The sequence below is a fragment of the Algoriphagus sp. genome (assembly GCF_046296635.1).
Taxonomy (GTDB): domain Bacteria; phylum Bacteroidota; class Bacteroidia; order Cytophagales; family Cyclobacteriaceae; genus Algoriphagus.
Map to the genome: position 1 here is coordinate 62,613 of NZ_JBKBKZ010000013.1, position 16,255 is coordinate 78,867.

At 41.1% G+C, this 16,255-nt stretch carries 14 protein-coding genes; 10 read left to right on the forward strand and 4 right to left on the reverse strand.

The features are described 5' to 3' along the window. Nucleotide 1: 1 nt before the first annotated feature. Nucleotides 2–1,675, reverse strand: a complete 1,674-nt coding sequence (locus ACK4HU_RS11385) for a pyruvate dehydrogenase complex dihydrolipoamide acetyltransferase (protein WP_409806824.1) — start codon at nt 1,673–1,675, stop codon at nt 2–4. A gap of 110 nt (nt 1,676–1,785) precedes the next feature. Between ACK4HU_RS11385 and ACK4HU_RS11390 the strand changes: the two genes are divergently transcribed. The 6 genes from ACK4HU_RS11390 (at nt 1,786) to ACK4HU_RS11415 (ending at nt 7,021) form a co-directional block, all read left to right on the forward strand. Then, entirely contained in the window at nt 1,786–2,745 is a 960-nt protein-coding gene (locus tag ACK4HU_RS11390) for a YheT family hydrolase (protein ID WP_409806825.1), read from the forward strand. 30 nt (nt 2,746–2,775) lie between these two features. Further along, on the forward strand, nt 2,776–3,474 hold the full coding sequence (locus ACK4HU_RS11395; RefSeq protein WP_409806827.1) for an SOS response-associated peptidase: 699 nt from the start codon (nt 2,776–2,778) through the stop codon (nt 3,472–3,474). Nucleotides 3,475–3,571: 97 nt separating this feature from the next. Next, entirely contained in the window at nt 3,572–4,570 is a 999-nt protein-coding gene (locus ACK4HU_RS11400) for a 3-oxoacyl-ACP synthase III family protein (protein ID WP_409806829.1), read from the forward strand. 2 nt (nt 4,571–4,572) lie between these two features. Then, nucleotides 4,573–5,133, forward strand: a complete 561-nt coding sequence (locus ACK4HU_RS11405; protein WP_409806830.1) for a hypothetical protein — start codon at nt 4,573–4,575, stop codon at nt 5,131–5,133. Between the two features lie 119 nt (nt 5,134–5,252). Then, nucleotides 5,253–6,797, forward strand: coding sequence for a toxin-antitoxin system YwqK family antitoxin (locus ACK4HU_RS11410; protein ID WP_409806832.1), 1,545 nt, complete (start codon nt 5,253–5,255; stop codon nt 6,795–6,797). Between the two features lie 62 nt (nt 6,798–6,859). Next, nucleotides 6,860–7,021, forward strand: coding sequence for a Lacal_2735 family protein (locus ACK4HU_RS11415; RefSeq protein WP_409806834.1), 162 nt, complete (start codon nt 6,860–6,862; stop codon nt 7,019–7,021). Nucleotides 7,022–7,223: 202 nt separating this feature from the next. Here ACK4HU_RS11415 and ACK4HU_RS11420 read toward each other — a convergent pair whose 3' ends face one another. Next, the gene (locus ACK4HU_RS11420; protein ID WP_409806836.1) at nt 7,224–7,745 is read right to left on the reverse strand and encodes a phosphoheptose isomerase; all 522 of its coding nucleotides are present in this window, start codon (nt 7,743–7,745) and stop codon (nt 7,224–7,226) included. A gap of 202 nt (nt 7,746–7,947) precedes the next feature. Between ACK4HU_RS11420 and ACK4HU_RS11425 the strand changes: the two genes are divergently transcribed. Continuing rightward, the gene (locus tag ACK4HU_RS11425) at nt 7,948–9,195 is read left to right on the forward strand and encodes an ROK family protein (protein ID WP_409806838.1); all 1,248 of its coding nucleotides are present in this window, start codon (nt 7,948–7,950) and stop codon (nt 9,193–9,195) included. Nucleotides 9,196–9,316: 121 nt separating this feature from the next. Further along, nucleotides 9,317–10,735 carry a sulfatase gene (locus ACK4HU_RS11430; RefSeq protein ID WP_409806840.1) on the forward strand — a complete coding sequence of 473 codons (1,419 nt, stop codon included), beginning with the start codon at nt 9,317–9,319 and terminating at the stop codon, nt 10,733–10,735. A gap of 22 nt (nt 10,736–10,757) precedes the next feature. Here ACK4HU_RS11430 and ACK4HU_RS11435 read toward each other — a convergent pair whose 3' ends face one another. Further along, nucleotides 10,758–11,774, reverse strand: coding sequence for an ROK family protein (locus tag ACK4HU_RS11435; protein ID WP_409806842.1), 1,017 nt, complete (start codon nt 11,772–11,774; stop codon nt 10,758–10,760). Between the two features lie 93 nt (nt 11,775–11,867). Further along, the gene (locus ACK4HU_RS11440) at nt 11,868–14,030 is read right to left on the reverse strand and encodes a glutamine synthetase III (RefSeq protein ID WP_409806844.1); all 2,163 of its coding nucleotides are present in this window, start codon (nt 14,028–14,030) and stop codon (nt 11,868–11,870) included. A gap of 233 nt (nt 14,031–14,263) precedes the next feature. Here ACK4HU_RS11440 and mtaB point away from each other — a divergent pair, with 233 nt between their 5' ends. Beyond that, entirely contained in the window at nt 14,264–15,586 is a 1,323-nt protein-coding gene (gene mtaB / locus ACK4HU_RS11445; protein ID WP_409806846.1) for a tRNA (N(6)-L-threonylcarbamoyladenosine(37)-C(2))-methylthiotransferase MtaB, read from the forward strand. Between the two features lie 273 nt (nt 15,587–15,859). Continuing rightward, complete coding sequence (locus ACK4HU_RS11450; protein WP_409806932.1) at nt 15,860–16,129, forward strand: GIY-YIG nuclease family protein; 270 nt, start codon at nt 15,860–15,862, stop codon at nt 16,127–16,129. Nucleotides 16,130–16,255: the final 126 nt, after the last annotated feature.

Consider the following 16,255-nt stretch of genomic DNA (forward strand, 5'->3'; position numbering starts at 1 on the left):
TTTAAATAAGGATTCTGACCGGATCTTCGAGTAGACTTTTTAAGGTCAAAAGGAAGGCTGAACCAACCGCTCCATCCACGACACGGTGATCGCAGGAAAGCGTTACTTTCATCACATTACCGATTTTCATCTGTCCGTCCTTCACGATGACCGTTTCTTTAATACCTCCTACTGCCAGAATACAAGCATCAGGTGGGTTGATGATCGCAGTAAATTCATCAATACCGAACATTCCCAAATTCGAGATGGTGAAGGTATTTCCTTCCCAATCTTTCGGTTGCAATTCTTTGGTTTTCGCTTTTCCTCCCAAAGTTTTTGCTTGGTTGGAAATCTGTGAAAGGGTCAACTGATCTGCAAATCTAATCACAGGAACAAGCAAGCCCTCTTCCACTGCTACCGCCATTCCGATATGGATATGGTCGTTGTATCGGATTTTATCTCCAAGCCAGCTTGAATTCACTTTTGGATTCTGACGTAGGGCCACAGCCGATGCTTTGATTACCATATCATTGAAGGAGATTTTCACAGGTGAAATCTCGTTCATGCTTTTTCTCGCTTCAATGGCTTTGTCCATGTTAATTTCCATGGTCAAATAGAAGTGTGGAGCGCCAAACTTGCTTTCTGCAAGTCGCTTTGCGATCACTTTTCTCATTTGAGAGACTTTCTCCTCTCGGAAGCTTTCCTGACCTAACGCAGGAGCGGAAGCACCTGAAGCGGAGGCAACCGCTGCTGCCGGAGCAACTGCAGGTATGAAATTCTCCACATCACGCTTCACTATTCTTCCACCTTCGCCCGAACCGGATACTGCTCTGATATCGACTCCTTTTTCTTCTGCGATTTTCTTTGCTAAAGGAGATGCCTTTACTCGTTCACCATTTGCTGAAGGAGTTGCAGTTGAAGCAGATACAGATGTAACTGGAGCTGGAGAATCAGTAGATTTTTCAGCTTTAGCTTCTTCCTTAGGTTCTTCTTTAGTCTCAGCGGGAGCTGATTCTTTTCCGCTACTTTGCTGTGCTTTTAGCAAAGTCTGGAAATCAGCACCTTTTTCGCCAATTACGGCAATGACTCCATCCACAGCCACGCTGTTACCAGCTTCAACCCCTATATATAATAACACGCCGTCTTCATAAGACTCCAGTTCCATGGTGGCTTTGTCAGTCTCTACTTCGGCGATAATTTCTCCTGATTTCACGGTATCACCCACTTTTTTCAGCCAAGTGGCAATGGTGCCCTCCTGCATCGTATCACTCATTTTTGGCATGGTGATCACAGTAGCATTAATACTGGAAGAATCAATTTTCTCTGTTGCTGCTTCAGACTTTGAAGGCTCTGCCTCTTTAGCTTCAGGTTTCGACTCCTCTTTTTTTGCCTCTGGTTTTGATTCTTTAGCTTCTGCTGGTGGATTAGAACCATTAAGCAAATGCTCGTAGTCCTCTCCTTTTTCACCAATTATAGCTATGACGCCATTGACAGGTACAGAGTCTTTTTCCTGAACTCCAATATATAAAAGGACACCTTCGTCGTAAGATTCCAACTCCATGGTTGCTTTGTCAGTTTCCACTTCAGCAAGGATATCTCCCGGCTTGATAGTATCTCCAACTTTTTTCAGCCAAGAAGCGATGACCCCCTCCTCCATTGTGTCACTCATTTTTGGCATTCTGATTATTTCGGCCATAGGTAATTTCGAGCTTTATCGTTTTTAAAGTGTCCAAAAATAGTTTTTAAAAACGCTTTATTCAAATTTATATCCTGTATTTTCCTAGCCGAATTAGGCCGATTCAATTCATGCCACTTACTTCCGAAAGTTTTTATCAAAGACCAAAATGGCTATTTAGTGGTCATTTGGAAACCATTTATCCGGCTCTTTTTAGAAGAGTAGAACTCCAAAAACCTGAAAGAGAAAGGATAGCGACATCAGACGGGGATTTTTTGGATCTTGATTGGTATCGAAATCAAAGCACCAAGTTGGTCATTCTCAGTCATGGTTTGGAGGGAAATAGTTCTCGGCCCTATATGCTGGGAATGGCGAGAGAATTTATTTCCAAAGGCTATGATGTGCTTTGTTGGAACTTCAGAGGGTGCAGTGAAGAAATGAACCAAAAAGTAATTTTCTATCATAGCGGAGCTACATATGATTTGGATGCTATTGTTTTCCACGCCCAAAAAGGATATCAAGAAGTTTTTTTAGTCGGATTCAGTTTGGGCGGAAATCTCTCACTAAAGTACCTTGGAGAAAAAGGAGACTCCAATCAAAAAATCAAGAAAGCCGTTGCCATATCTGTTCCTCTGGACCTTGCCGGATCTTGCAATAAAATCTCTTCAGGTGAAAATGTCATTTACTCCAGACGGTTTTTGAATACACTCAAAGAAAAGGTGGTCAGAAAATCACTTGCTTTCCCAGGTGAATTACCAGTGGGGTTACTTCGGAAAATAAAAACATTACGAGATTTCGATGAATATTTTACGGGGCCCCTGCATGGGTTTTCGGACGCAGAAGAATACTACCGGATCAACTCCTCCTTGCAGTTTTTGGATCAAATAAAAATACCCACCTTGGTGCTAAACGCCCAAAATGATCCATTCCTCAGTGAATCCTGCTTTCCTGTGAGACTCGCCAGAAAACTGCATAAAGTTCATTTTGAATTTCCAAAACATGGTGGACATGTTGGTTTCTCGGGGCCTTCCCGTCAAAAAAGCTATTACTCTGAGCTCCGGGCTGTTGAATTTATAACTCGTGATCTCTAACTTCCGCAAAAATCTATTAATGTCCTGATCATGTGCGGAAGATACTCCCTCAGCAAAAGTAAAATTGAATTGGAAGAACGGTTTCAGGCAGAAATGGTGGTTGACTTCAAACCACGGTACAACATTGCTCCCACGCAGCTTGTCCCTGTGATTACTTCTGATAGCCCAAAGGGTTTTTCATTTTTTTATTGGGGAATTACCCCTGATTTTGGACAAAACAAACCCGTCTCCCAAAAACTCATTAACGCCAAAGCAGAAACAATTAATGAGAAAATCTCATTCAAGAGCTCTTTTCAAAAAAGAAGGTGCCTAATTCCCGCAGATGGTTTTTATGAATGGAAAAAGCTCGGGAAAAAGACTAAAATTCCATACCGCTTCACGCTTAGGGATGAAGACACGTTTGCTTTTGCGGGAATTTGGGAAGAATATGAAACTGTATCGGGAGAATCTCAGCATACATTTTTGATTTTAACCACTCCACCAAATGAGCTCGTGTCAGAAGTTCATGATCGGATGCCAGTAATTCTCAGAAGAGATCAGGAAAAAAAATGGCTTGATAAGTATTCCTCGGAAACTGAACTACTAGCTATGCTTGGCCCTTTTCCCGGAGACCAAATGGTAAGCTTTACTGTATCTCCCTTGGTAAACTCAGTGCAAAATGATTCTCCAGGAATAATTCGTCGAACTTCTCCCATGGATCAATTTGGGAATTATACTTTGTTTGGATAGTAAACATTTTTTGATTCAGAGGCTTTTTTGTGGGATAGCCTTATAGTACCGATATTCACAGTCCTTTTTGTTTTAAATCCAATAAACCCAAATGAAAATGAAAAAATCCCGAATCCTTGGAGCCGGTCATTATGTGCCAGAGCGTATTGTCACCAATGCAGAACTCTCTCAAATGATGAATACCAATGACGAATGGATCGTAGAGCGTACTGGAATCCACGAACGTCGATGGTACACTCCCGGAGTGGATACAGTAACCAATATGTCTGTTAAGGCAAGTAGAATGGCAATGGAGCGAGCGGGAGTAGATCCCAAAGAAATTGAATTCATTGTTTTTGCGACAATTACCTCCGACTACTTCCTTCCGGGAAATGGCGTATTACTTCAACGGGAACTTGGAATTTCAACAATCGGAGCATTGGAAGTGAAAAATGCCTGTTCAGGGTTTATCTATGCCTTGTCTGTGGCGGATCAATTCATTAAGACAGGGATGTATAGAAAAATCCTGGTGGTTGGTGCGGAAATCCAATCTTCTGCCCTTGACAAAAGTGATGAAGGTCGGTCAAGTGCAGTAATTTTTGCAGATGGTGCCGGCGCTGTGGTATTAGGAGCTGTGGATCAGGATCAACCTGGCATTCTCAGCACGCACTTGCATTCCGATGGTTCCTATGCAGAGGAATTGTATTGTATAGCTCCAAGCAGTAGCGGAAAAGTCAGAATATCTCAAGAGATGATCGACCGGGGTGATTTCTTTCTGAAAATGAACGGTAATGCTGTTTTCAAGCATGCCATCGTACGCTTCATGGAGGTGATCAAAGAGGCATTAGAGCATAATGGTATGACCAAAGAAGACCTTGACCTCCTGGTTCCTCATCAAGCAAACCTGCGAATTAGCCAATATATTCAGCAAAAACTTCAGCTGCCGGACGCAAAAGTTTTTAACAATATCATGTATTTGGGAAATACCACGGCTGGTACGATACCAATTGCCCTTTCACAGGCTTGGGAACAGGGACGCGTGAAAGAAGGGAATTTAGTATGCCTTGCCGCATTTGGATCCGGATTTGCATGGGCATCTGCGCTATTACGTTGGTAAAAATGGATTTCTCCAAAAAGCCAATCAATCTTGCCCTTTGGTTGGATGCAGATCTGATTCAACGACAAAATGAGCTTAAAGCTCAATTCACTTCGGTTCTGATGGAGGTGGAGAATTCACTTTCAGCTCAAGAATTTCACAAAATCTCACCCAAATCGAAAGGGACAAAACTCTCAAAAGGAAACGATTTGTTAGGTTATCCCTATCAAGTGCTTGACATTATTAGAGATTTTGATCCCAATAATGGGGCAAATATTCGCATCTTGAATTGGTTTGGAAACGGACTATACATTACAGTTCTATTGGGAAAAGGCAGAAAAAATCCAGTCACTGAGTTTCGGGAAATTGGATTTTATTTTGGATTAAGTGAAAATCAATGGGACTACCCAGATCTGATATTAAACAAAAATTATACTGGCAAAGAAATTGAAATAAATGAAGCGTCACTTGGGTTTTACCATTGGATTATTGTAGTTGACGTGAATCCCAACAGTTTTTCACTTAAAGCAGAACTCACAACTCTGGTAAAAAAAATCCTTGGTATTCTGACACTTTCATTATAAAAAAGCAAGAATAAATTTAATTTTAAACAGGAAATCGATTCGTACGTAATATTATTTCGAATACGGTAATTTGACCGTGTCAACTAATTCCGAACAGTCTTTACAGAAATCTACGAGATATGAAATATTTGCTTTTGGCAGTTTTTACCTTCTTAAATTTTTCAGCATTCTCGCAGGGGCCCCAGTTGATCCAGCAATTTAATGCTGATTCCACATTGATGGCGACAGGTGTAGTCACAAACAATCAGCGGGAAGGTCTTTGGAAATTTTTCAATCCTAAAACAAATACACTTCTGGCTGAAGGTAATTTTGCAAAAGGTCAAAGAGAAGGCACTTGGTCCAAATTTTATTCCAATGGGAATCGAGCTGAAACGGCCGAATATCGAGATGGAAAGCTTTTTGGACCAGCGCAGTATTTTGATTCGGAAGGTGCGTTGAAAAAACAGGTAATTTTCCAGGATAGCGTTTTAGTAGGCAAATACACCGAATATTATGGGAAGGCAGGAAATCCCGATTATGTAAACCCACTTCAAATAGTTGTAGAAGGGCAATATGATAAAGGTAAGCGGACAGGTCAGTGGGTCACTTTTTATGAGTTTGGTGAGTTGGCTGCCAGAGAATTTTATGTAAATGGGCTTCGAGAGGGCCCCTACTTGGAATATGATCCCCAAGGAGCAGTGATTACAGAAGCGACCTACTCCAAAGGTCAATTTGAAGGACCTTTCAGAAGGTTAGCATTCTCTCTACCCCTAGAATCGGGTAACTACCAAAATGGAAAAAAAGTCGGTGAATGGAAAAGATATTTTGCAGGAACTAAAGTTCTCGAAGCTGAGGAGTATTATGATCAAAACGGAAATAAAACCGGCGAGTGGAAATACTATTATGAAAGTGGAAGGCTGGCAAGAATCGAAAAATACAAAAACAATATAGGCGTGGGAGATTGGGAAGAATACTTTCCAAATAAGGCCCTCTCCAAGCGAAAGACTTATGAATTAGGAGTGCCTGTAGGCGAATATGTTGAATATCACAGTTCAGGGAAACCTTCTGTTCAAGGACAATATCAAAGTGGGGCAAAAACCGGAATATGGAAAAGCTTTTTTCCTGATGGTGAACTTTACTCGATCGGCGAATACAGAAATGACCTCAAAACCGGATTATGGAAATATTTCAATAAAATAGGAATCTTGATTGCAGAAGGAGAATATAGCTTGGGAATGGAAGTAGGCCAATGGGTTTATTATTATGACGGTGGGCAACTCAAATCCGTGGGATCATACAAACTAGGCCTAGAAGATGGAATCTGGGGCCTTTTCTATGACAATAAGCAATTGACCCAAGAAGAATATTGGAAAAATGGACGTCTGGAAAATGTAGGAGATTGCTTCAGTTATGATGGTCAAAGAAAGTTGGACAAGGGGACATTAAAAGATGGCAATGGAACCCGCATCACCTACTATATCAATGGCCAAAAGGAATCTGAAGGAACTTTCAAGTCAGGAAAGGCTTATGGATTGTGGATATTCTACCATGAGAATGGAAGAAAAGCTTCTGAGGGCTCCATGAAAGAAGGGAAAAAAGAAGGGCCTTGGAGATATTATAATCCTGCAGGAAGATTAGAAGATCTTATTAATTTTAAAAATGATGAAATTATCCCATCAAATTAAGGGGGAGCTTTCCAATTTTGAACATAGGAGTTCCAATTTGGTTTATAAATAAAAAACATACCATGTTCGGATTATTTAAAAAAAAGTCGGAAAAAGATAAGCTTCAGGAATCCTATGCAAAAATGATGTCCGAAGCGCATAAACTCTCCCATACCAATCGCACTGCTGCGGATAAAATGATGGCCGAAGCCGAAGAAATTGCAAAAAAAATTGAAAAGCTCTAACTGATTTAAAATGTGTTTTACATGAATAATCGCATTATTCAATTGTAATCATTTGGATTTTAAATCTTTATCATTAATTTCATTTACTTCTTTGGACTCGTCCGCAGTCGTTTTTCGATTTGTTGAAGTTAATTTTTAGAGTGATTGAGCTACGGACCACTACTCTAAATTTTTAATGCCCGGGACAAAATCTCGGGCATTTCTACTTTCTGGAGTAGTCATCCTGCAATCTGACAATATCATCTTCATCAGAAGGGTTCTCAGGATCTGAATGCATCCAAATTTCAGCCACAACACCCCAAGTATCAGTACCAATTAACCTATGACGCTCCCCCTTTTCTAAAGAAACTACTTTTCCTTTGACCATTTCTTCAACTGGCCCTTGATCATCTGTCGAACTTCTGGAAATTGCAGAATCACCGGCAATCAACTTCCAAAGCTCTGCTCTTCGAAAATGATATTGCCAAGAAAGTCGAGCCCCCGGTTCTACCAGTAGGAATTTTGGACTTAGCTTTTGCTTAAGCTGAGCTTCACTTAGGTTAACTTCAGAAAAAAAATCGCTTTTGAATTTCAAAATCTGCGATTCGTCCAATACAAAAAACCCACCCCAAGGACGATTAAGATCTTTTGAAGAAAGTCTATAACCCAATTTCACCAGGTAATTTTCAACGGTTTCAAAAACTTCCGACTTCTTCTGTGAAATTCCCAATTTCAATTCTTCCATAGCTAAAAATTATAGGGCAAACATAAGAAAAGAATATTCTATGAAAAATTGGACTTAGTAATTTTTAATCTTTTTTAAAAACTCTTCCATTTTTTAAAATAAATTGAAATTCTTTTGAGATTTTCAACCTCATTAGACAATTTTTTAAAAGAAGTCTTTTTTGAAATCTAAAGATTAGCTTAATTCATGAATTACTTTCGCCATGAACCTAATTAATCCACAAGACATCATCTCCAAAATGGAGGGTGTGGTAGAAATAAAAAGCTACCTCAACAAAATCAAGATCATAAAGAACCTTTACCTCAAAGGTGCCAATACGGCAAGTGAAATCTGCAATGAAGTAGGAATCTCCCTTCCCACTGTCAACGCACTTTTAGCCGACTTGATGACTTCAGGTGAGGTCATAAAACAAGGGCGTGCTGAGTCACAGGGTGGAAGAAAGCCGGATCTTTACAGATTGGCTGAGAATGCCTTCTATGTACTTTCAGTTGATCTGTCCAAATTCAACATGCATTTGGCATTGTACTCCTGCACCCATGAGTTGGCATTTGAAAAGGAAGATCATAAAATCATCCTCAATAATGAAGAGGAGACTTTTGATCAGCTCTGTGAGTTAATTGACAAGTATCTTGAAAAAACCAAGGTGCCAGCAGACAAAGTAATCGCGATAGGGTTTTCTATGCCTGGTTTGGTGGATTCAGTCGGAGGTATCAACTACACTTATCTGAGATTTGGTAAAAAGTCCTTGCTGGAGAATCTTGAAGCTCACTTCCAAAAGAAAATCTTTCTCGAAAATGACGCTAGAGCAATGACCCTAGCGGAATACAAGTTCGGTCCAGAGCACAACTACAAAAACGTCTTGGGATTATTCATCGGCTGGGGAATAGGATTAGGGATCATCATTGATGGAAAAATTTATCAAGGCGCTTCAGGTTTTGCCGGGGAATTTTCCCACTCTCCTATATTCGAGTCTCGAGACATCACATGTACTTGTGGAAAGAAAGGCTGCTTAGAAGCTGTTGCATCCGGTACTGCCATTGTCAGGATGGCTGAGGAAGCAATTAAAGTCGATAAAGATAGTATTTTAGCGAGAATGGTCAGAGATCACCAAGGTGAATTGGAGCCAGACCTTGTCGTAGAAGCCGCTCTTGCGGGCGATCAGCGTGCAATCACCATACTCTCCGAAGCAGGTTTGGACCTTGGTAGAGGAATTTCGATGTTGATCCAACTTCTCAATCCCGAGCTCATCATCATCGGAGGATCTGTGGCCGAGGCAAATCAATACCTGATCACTCCGATACAGCAAGCATTGAATATTTACAGTATGGCAAAATCCCGCGAAAGGTCAAAACTGGCGCTTTATCAACTTGGAAAAGATGTAGGGTTATTAGGTGGTGTAGCCGTGGTAAATGAAAAGCTATTTGACGATGTCATCAATAGATTGAGTTAATCAAATAATTTCTGACATCAGAGGAATTACCTTATATTCAATCTAAACCTAAAATCAATTATTGCTTTGGCTTAGAAATGGATCAAATTTTCTTGTAAGGCTTTTAAACTGGAACGTAGTTATGAAATTTACAATTTTGATTCCATTGCTTACATTTTTCATTCTGGCGTTTGATCCAATTGAACCAATAAAATCTATCCCAGAAAGACCCAATATCATACTCATATTCGCTGATGACATGGCCTATGGTGACTTGGGAAGTTACGGGGCTATCGGCTGGAAAACTCCTCATCTCGATCAACTTGCAGCCGATGGAGTCAAATTTACTCAGTTCTATGTTCCGCATGCGGTTTGTACCGCTTCACGGGCAGCAATATTGACTGGCACCTACGCCAACCGACTGGAACTCTTTGGCGCCCTTGACCACACTGCCAATCATGGCTTAAACCCAGAGGAAACGACGATTGCTGAAACACTTAAGTCGAGTGGCTATAAAACGGGAATGATTGGAAAATGGCACTTAGGACACCATCCGGAATTTTTACCTACTCGGCAGGGTTTTGACAGTTTTTTTGGATTGCCTTATTCTAATGATATGTGGCCAAACCATCCAGAGTCTAAAAATTACTATCCTCCCCTTCCTTTGATAGCAGGCGAAGAAACCATTGCATATCTTGAAGATCAGCAAGAATTAACCTCTTGGTACACTTATAAGTCGCTCGAATTCATAGAAAAAAATCAGGATAAACCGTTTTTCTTGTACTTGGCGCACAGCATGCCTCATGTTCCACTTTTTGTTTCTGACAAGTTTAGAGGCCAATCTGAGCAGGGCGCATACGGAGATGTAATGATGGAAATTGATTGGTCAGTTGGTCAAATTCGTGAAAAACTTGAAGATCTTGGGTTGACTGAAAATACCCTGATAATTTTCACTTCTGACAATGGACCTTGGCTATCCTATGGTGGACATGCGGGTTTGCAGGCTGGATTGAAAGAGGGAAAAGGCACCTCTTGGGAAGGAGGGATCCGAGTACCTGCAATTTTCACTTGGCCGGGAAAAATCCCCGCCGATAAAGTCCAAGATCAAGTTGCAATGACAATTGATATTCTTCCAACCTTGGCAAAACTTACAAATTCTAAACTTCCTGATTTGAAGATTGATGGATCTGACATTTGGCCTTTAATTCTGGGAGAAAAATCAGAATTGAAACCATACTTTGCTTATTACAATCAAAATGAGCTACAAGCAGTAATCTATGGAAAATGGAAGCTCGTTTTCCCACATGTATATCGGACGATTCCTTCTGGAACTGAAATTAGAAATGACGGAATTCCGGTGAAATACGGTTATATCAGGCTAGAAACCGCCCAACTTTTTGATCTTTCAAAAGATAAAGGCGAGACAACAGATGTAGCTACACACAACCCTGAAATTTTAGACATGCTTAACGGTTTTGCAGATCAAGCACGGGCTGATATGGGAGATAAGTTAAGAGGAATGGAGGGTATCGGAAATCGTAAAGCTGGTAGAATAAACTAATAAGAAAGGTGGGGACAAATCTTCATGCAAAAGGAGGCTTATTTTCCGATATAAAAGGTATACAGGCTCCAATCAAGGCCGCTCGGTCTTCCAGCACCGAAATTGTGATTTCTACCGAACAATGAGATTTTTTTAAATAGGCTTGCGTTTGGGGCAAAAAACGATCAGCAGCACGGGCGATTTTCCCACCTAAGACTACACCTTGGCATTGCAAGCGAATCACATAGGGTGAAAGAAATTCTCCTAGCGTATATCCAAATTCGATAAAGATCTGATCAGCAATTGCCGAATTAATATCTTCTGAAAGTAGGTCTTTAACTCCGGAAATACTCAATCCATGTTTTTCAAAAGCATATTTTTTAAACCAGTTCGTGCCAAGGTAATCTTCTGCTATCCCATCTTGAAATGCTGCGGTCCAGAGTTTGGCATCTTTTATTTCATGCCCGATTTTAAATGCTGATCCAAGTCCAGTTCCTAATGTCAAACCCAGAGAATTTTCATAATTTCGTCCTGCACCCACGAGGCTCTCACCCAAAAGAAACGCCTCGGCATCGTTGGTGAAGGCAATGTTTTCATAGCTGATTGTTAGGCTTTCTGAAAGAAGTTTTTTCACAGAAAGACCATAAAGTGATCTCATCTTTCCCTGATCCCTGACTAAGGAAATTCCATTTGGATAATCAAAAGGACCAGGCATTGCTATTCCAATTTTGCAATCAGTTAGTTTTCCCATGGCATTTCCTATCACCGCTGTCCAGTCTGCAATAATCTCATTGGCACTGCGATAAGTATTTACATCTGCATCGCAAATAGTACCTACATGAACATCTTTTCCATCCCATAGAACTTGGGCTGCACTGATGTGCGATCCTCCAATATCTACTCCTATCCAAGTCATTTTAATTATTGAATCGAGTCCAAACTCAGGTTTAATTGATTTTGTATTGTCCGTAGCAGCGTTCCAATATTGTCTTCCGACATCTCCCAAAACAATGCGCTTTCTAACTCCAATTTTTTCACAAATTTCATTTTTTAAGACCAAAAATTCGAGATGGTTATACCTGATCCAAGCAGAATCCTTTAATGAAAAAAGCCGTCCAAAATGGACGGCCTCAAACTTTTAGTAAATTGATAATTATCTGATAAACAACATTTCTCGATATTTTACCAAAGGCCAGCTTTCGTCTTCTACCAAAAGCTCCAACTTATCGACAGCATATCTGATTTTGTCAAAGTAAGCTTCTTTTACCTCCACTTGATAGCCCTTTGCTCGCTTGGTGACATTTTCCTCTTTGTTGAGTCTTTTCCGCGCTTCTACCATGTCATTTACATTTGACTTCACTGATTCAATGTGCTTAGACACCTCTTTAATCGTTTCTACAGCAGCAGAATGGTCCAAACCAAGTCCTTTCAGGCCATTTGCATTTTCGATCAGTTTATTCTGATATAAGATCGCTGTTGGGATGATATGGTTGAGTGCAAGATCACCCATTACTCTACTCTCGATCTGCACTTTTTTGATAAAGTCCTCCAACATGATTTCATGACGGGCATGTACTTCAACACCATTAAGTACATTGTGACGCTCAAAAAGCTCCTTCGTCGCTTTTTTCTCATAAACGTCCAGTGCATCTGGAGTAGACTTCAAGTTGGATAGCCCTCTTTTCTCCGCCTCTTTTGCCCACTCCTCAGAGTAACCGTCGCCTTCAAATCTTACTTTTTTGGAATCCTTGATATACTTTCTTAGTACATTCACGATGGCAATTTTCTTCTCTTTGCCAGCATTCATTTCCTTTTCGATATCCTTCAACATTTGCTTCAGGACATCTGCCACGATCACGTTTAAGGTAGTCATTGGACCGCCAACGTTTGCCTGAGAACCTACAGCTCGGAATTCAAACTTGTTTCCTGTAAAAGCAAACGGAGATGTTCTGTTTCTGTCTGTATTATCAAGGATGATTTCAGGAATCTTGGAGATACCCAATTTCATGTACATGTTGTCACCTTTTTCGATTTTGACGTTTCCGTTTTTTTCCAATTCGTCCAACAATTCGGAAAGTGTAGCTCCCAGGAATACAGAGATAATCGCAGGAGGCGCTTCATTTGCTCCCAATCGGAAATCATTACCGGCGGAAGCAATACTTGCACGAAGCAAATCCGCATTATCATAGACTGCCTTCACAGTAGCAACCAAGAATGTCAAGAACTGGAGATTCTCCCTTGCAGAATTGCTTGGTTGAAACAGGTTAATTCCTGTATCTGTGATCAAAGACCAGTTGTTATGCTTTCCTGATCCATTGACGCCTGCAAAAGGTTTCTCATGGAAAAGTACTTTTAAAGAATGTTTCTCGGCGACTTTGTCCATCACATCCATCAACAGCTGGTTGTGATCGGTTGCTTTATTGATTTCTTCAAAGATCGGCGCCACTTCAAATTGACCTGGAGCTACCTCGTTGTGGCGAGTCATTACCGGAATTCCTAGTTTCAATGCCTCGATTTCAAACTCCATCATGAAGTCTTTCACGCGAGTAGGGATCGTACCGAAATAGTGATCTTCGAGCTGCTGACCTCTAGCAGGAATATGCCCAAATACAGATCTACCTGCCATCACCAAGTCAGGGCGAGCGGCATACAATGCTTTATCAATAACAAAATATTCCTGCTCCACCCCTAAAGATGGAGTTACCTTCCGCACATTTCTGTCAAATAACTGACAAACTGCAATGGCAGCTTCATTGATTGCTTCTACAGATTTCAAAAGAGGAGTCTTGTAGTCCAAGGCCTCTCCGGTGTATGACACGAAGATGGTAGGGATGCAAAGAGTCTTTTCAAAAATGAATATCGGAGACGAAGGATCCCATGCAGTATAACCTCTGGCTTCAAACGTTGAACGAATCCCTCCATTTGGAAAAGAAGATGCATCCGGCTCCTGCTGAACAAGTGCCGAACCTTTGAATTTTTCCATTCCGGCATACATGTCAAAGAAAGAATCATGCTTTTCCGCTGTAGATCCTGTCAATGGCTGAAACCAGTGTGTATAGTGAGTTACACCTTTGGACATTGCCCAGATCTTTACAGCTGAGGCAACTTCTTCTGCGGTGGCAGTATCAATTTTGGAACCTTTGTCAATGGCCTCCATTACTTTCTTGAAAATCGAAGGAGCTAAAGACTGCTTCATCTGACTGGTACCAAAAACATTGGTTCCGAAGAATTCTGAAATTTTGGAAGCTGGCGGGATTACAGGGACGCGTTGTCTCGACTGTACCATCGCTAAGGCTTGTTGTCTGAGTGTTGCCATTTTTACAATAAGAGGTTTAAGATTACACCCACAAAAATAGAAAAATAGTAACGCGAAAAAGCTTTTGGCTAATTTTTGAAGTCATTTTTTGAAAAATTTTCACTTTTTTCAATAAAACATGGTGTTTTGAAAGCCAAATGATCAAAAAAAGTGTGTTATAACTCTGAAATTTGGAGAATTGAAAAAAGATCTGGATTAATTACCTTTGCACTTGATCATTGAAACTGATTTGAATGAAAAAAGTAGCCTTTTATACCCTAGGTTGTAAGCTCAACTTCTCCGAAACTTCAACAATTGGTAGACAATTCGAAGAAAAAGGTTACTTGAAAGTCGACTTTCAGGAAAATCCCGATATTTTCATTATCAACACCTGCTCCGTTACCGAGAATGCAGACAAGAAGTGTAAAAAGATAGTCAAGGAGGCTAAAAAGATCTCACCTGATTCCTATGTGGCTATTATCGGATGCTACGCTCAACTCAAACCAACCGAAATATCAGAGATTGAGGGCGTGGATGCTGTCTTGGGAGCGGCAGAGAAATTTCGCCTGATTGAGCTCTTAGATGGCTTCGCAAAAGTGCAAGAGACCAAGGTTCTCGCCTCTGAAATTACCGAAGCGACCGCTTTTAATAATGCCTTTTCAATAAATGATCGTACTCGAACCTTTTTGAAAGTTCAGGACGGCTGTAACTATGGCTGTGCTTTTTGCACCATTCCTTTAGCCCGAGGCAAAAGCAGAAGCAATACCATTGAATCAGTGTTGGCTTCCGCCAGAGAAATCGCTGATACTAAAGTCAAAGAAATAGTATTGACTGGAGTCAACATCGGGGACTTCGGGATTGTGGACGGAAAGCGAAATGAACGTTTTGCGGACTTAGTTTTTGCTTTGGAAGAGGTGGAAGGAATTGATCGATTCCGCATATCTTCTATCGAACCCAACCTCCTCACAAACGAGATTATCGAATTCGCTTCCCGATCCAAGCGCTTCGTTCCACATTTTCATATTCCATTGCAGTCAGGCTCCAATACTATATTGAGAAAGATGGGTCGCCGCTACCTGCGTGAACTATATGTGGATCGAGTCAGCAAAATCAAGACGCTTATGCCTCAGGCTTGTATTGGGGTTGATGTGATCGTCGGGTTTCCGGGAGAAACCGATGAGCTCTTCCTTGAGACTTACAATTTCCTCAACGAGCTGGATATCTCCTATCTGCACGTATTCACCTATTCCGAGCGGGCAAATACCCGTGCTGTCGAGATGGATGGAATTGTCCCACTTAAGAAGAGAAACGAACGCTCCAAAATGCTTCGGATCCTATCCGAGAAAAAGCGAAGGAAGTTTTACGAGGAAAATCTAGGAAACACGTTCACCGTACTTTTTGAAGAAGATGTCGAAGATGGTAAAATCCACGGCTTCACAGAAAACTACATCCGCGTTGCCGCCAAATACGATCCCATGCTAGTCAATGAACTCAAGCTCGTGACTTTGGATAAAATTAATGAGGCAGGAAATGTGGAAGTTCGAGAGCCGGAGATGGTGTATGAGAAACATTTTTAGGTAAGCTCACCAATTTTGGTGCAATAACAATTGGGTGTTTTAAATTAGTAGATAAGAAAATTAACCGAACCAATTCCACTTCAGGCGCACCTCGACTCCGCTCGGTGTCCGTGGGTTATTTTATAGATGTGGAAGGAGAGAGCGGCTGCACCGCTCTCTCCCCGTCCAAAAACCAAAGCCTCGGTGGCCGAGCGAAGTCGAGGCCTTTTTTATACGATCTAAGATACCCAACAAAGAACTTCATTATTAAATTTTGAAACCATGGAAGCTTTTATGTACATCCTAAGATGCAGCAACGACCTCTATTACGTAGGAAGCACAACAAATTTGGAAAAAAGATTAAAGCAACATCACTTAGGGGAAGGAGCGAATTTTACTAGAAAGCACCTTCCTGTGACACTTGTCTATTTCGAGAATTTTGATAGAATTGATGAGGCTTTCGAAAGAGAAAAGCAAGTTCAAAAGTGGTCTAGAGCTAAAAAGGAATCTTTGATTAACCGGGACTTTAAAGCTTTAAAAGAATTGAGTAAGGGTAAAAATTAGGTTCTACTCACCTCGACTTCGCTCGGTGTCCGTTGTCGATATAAATAGACGGGGAGGGGGAAGAGGGGGGGGGGGGCCCCCGGAGGAGACCCCCCCCCCCCCAAAACAAAAACACCCAGGGCGCGC

Bases quoted from the DNA above. Each gene is read 5' to 3' on its own strand.
- ACK4HU_RS11405 (WP_409806830.1), top strand. From the start codon at position 4,573: ATGGATTTCTCCAAAAAGCCAATCAATCTTGCCCTTTGGTTGGATGCA.
- ACK4HU_RS11440 (WP_409806844.1), bottom strand. From the start codon at position 14,030: ATGGCAACACTCAGACAACAAGCCTTAGCGATGGTACAGTCGAGACAA.
- ACK4HU_RS11390 (WP_409806825.1), top strand. From the start codon at position 1,786: ATGCCACTTACTTCCGAAAGTTTTTATCAAAGACCAAAATGGCTATTT.
- ACK4HU_RS11425 (WP_409806838.1), top strand. From the start codon at position 7,948: ATGAACCTAATTAATCCACAAGACATCATCTCCAAAATGGAGGGTGTG.
- ACK4HU_RS11395 (WP_409806827.1), top strand. From the start codon at position 2,776: ATGTGCGGAAGATACTCCCTCAGCAAAAGTAAAATTGAATTGGAAGAA.
- mtaB (WP_409806846.1), top strand. From the start codon at position 14,264: ATGAAAAAAGTAGCCTTTTATACCCTAGGTTGTAAGCTCAACTTCTCC.
- ACK4HU_RS11410 (WP_409806832.1), top strand. From the start codon at position 5,253: ATGAAATATTTGCTTTTGGCAGTTTTTACCTTCTTAAATTTTTCAGCA.
- ACK4HU_RS11450 (WP_409806932.1), top strand. From the start codon at position 15,860: ATGTACATCCTAAGATGCAGCAACGACCTCTATTACGTAGGAAGCACA.
- ACK4HU_RS11420 (WP_409806836.1), bottom strand. From the start codon at position 7,745: ATGGAAGAATTGAAATTGGGAATTTCACAGAAGAAGTCGGAAGTTTTT.
- ACK4HU_RS11400 (WP_409806829.1), top strand. From the start codon at position 3,572: ATGAAAAAATCCCGAATCCTTGGAGCCGGTCATTATGTGCCAGAGCGT.
- ACK4HU_RS11415 (WP_409806834.1), top strand. From the start codon at position 6,860: ATGTTCGGATTATTTAAAAAAAAGTCGGAAAAAGATAAGCTTCAGGAA.
- ACK4HU_RS11385 (WP_409806824.1), bottom strand. From the start codon at position 1,675: ATGGCCGAAATAATCAGAATGCCAAAAATGAGTGACACAATGGAGGAG.
- ACK4HU_RS11430 (WP_409806840.1), top strand. From the start codon at position 9,317: ATGAAATTTACAATTTTGATTCCATTGCTTACATTTTTCATTCTGGCG.